Source organism: Streptomyces canus 299MFChir4.1, from assembly GCF_000383615.1.
Classification (GTDB): Bacteria; Actinomycetota; Actinomycetes; order Streptomycetales; family Streptomycetaceae; genus Streptomyces; species Streptomyces canus_C.
The window spans coordinates 1-1,220 of sequence record NZ_KB911696.1; the positions used below are offsets into that span (position 1 = coordinate 1).

General features: G+C 66.1%; 1 protein-coding gene and 1 pseudogene. Both read right to left on the minus strand.

All coding sequences use genetic code 11. The features are described 5' to 3' along the window. Positions 1 to 145 precede the first annotated feature (145 nt). Positions 146 to 901, minus strand: a complete 756-nt coding sequence (locus H293_RS0148835) for an MBL fold metallo-hydrolase (protein WP_020125015.1) — start codon at positions 899 to 901, stop codon at positions 146 to 148. A gap of 129 nt (positions 902 to 1,030) precedes the next feature. Further along, positions 1,031 to 1,220: pseudogene (locus H293_RS56970) on the minus strand (alpha/beta fold hydrolase); the annotation flags it as partial.

Here is a 1,220-nt window from a genome sequence, read left to right on the forward strand (position 1 = left end):
GTGGGCGATGCGAGCGCTGGTGTATCGGCCGAAGGCCGGTTGATATCCGTCTTCGCTCGCTCACCCGACGTGAGTTCGTCATCGTTCCGCGGCATGTCTGCCGGTAGGGGGCGCACCGGCGGTGATGCCGTTGCGCCCGTGAGTTTCACGCAACGGTCACCTCGACGCCGGGCAGGACTATCCGGACGTCGAGTTCCGGTGCGATGCGGGCGACTGCGTCGGCGTAGTGGCGGGGATCGCGGTCGGTCTTGGTCATGATCTGGTCGCCGAGCCGGCCGCTGTGGAAGGCGTAGTGCTGTGGCACGGCGAGCGTCGGCTTGAGAACGGCCGTCAGAGCTGCGGCCTGTTCGGCGTTCATGACCATCTGCTGATGGTTCAGGGGCCTGACGCACAGGCCGTTGATCGGCAGGAGGGCCAGATCGATGTGGCCGAACCGCTCCGGAAGGGTGTCGAGTTCCGGTACCCGGAGCGAGTCGCCTCCGAAGAAGACCGTGCGTCCGCCGGCCTGGAGGACGAAGGTGACCTCGTGAACGCCGTGCTGGCCTGGTGTTGCCGTCACGGAGAGGCCCTTGACGGTGGTTGCCTCCCAGGCCTCAATGGCCCGGACGTCGCGAAAGCCCTTAGTCCGCGCGAGGGATGCCACCGTACCGGGCCCGATCACAGGCGTGTCGAGATCGAAGCCTCCGGCGACGAGGGCGTCCAGGTCACAGTGGTCGTAGTGCTCATGGCTGATGACGACGGCGTCGATGCGGCCGAGCTCCTCGACGGTCAGATGAACCGGTTCGCCCGGATAGTACGTCGCGGTCTGGGTGAACCAGGGGTCGGTCAGTACCCGGATCTCACCGAACTCGATCAGCTGGCAGGCGTGATCGATCCGGGTCACCTTCAGTGGGGTCTTCATGGGGGTCTCCTTGCCTGAGGGTCGTGCGTGGGTGGTTGTCACCGGTCACCGGTCACCGGTCACCGGTCACCGGTCACCGATCAGCGATCACCGGTCAGCGATCACCGGTCACCGGTCACCGGTCAGCGGTCAGCGGTTGCCGATGTCGAGCAGTGCGCCCAGCAGTTCCTCGGGCGTCTCGATCTGCGGCATGTGGCCCGAGCGGGGCAGCGGGGTGAACGTCGACATCGGGAGTGCTGCCGCGTAGGCCCTGCCGTATTCGGTAGTGACGATTCGGTCGCTGTCTCCCCACACGACATGGAAGGGAAGGCGTATGTCG

Coding starts and splice junctions, on each gene's coding strand:
- H293_RS0148835 (WP_020125015.1), bottom strand. CDS start 901: ATGAAGACCCCACTGAAGGTGACCCGGATCGATCACGCCTGCCAGCTG.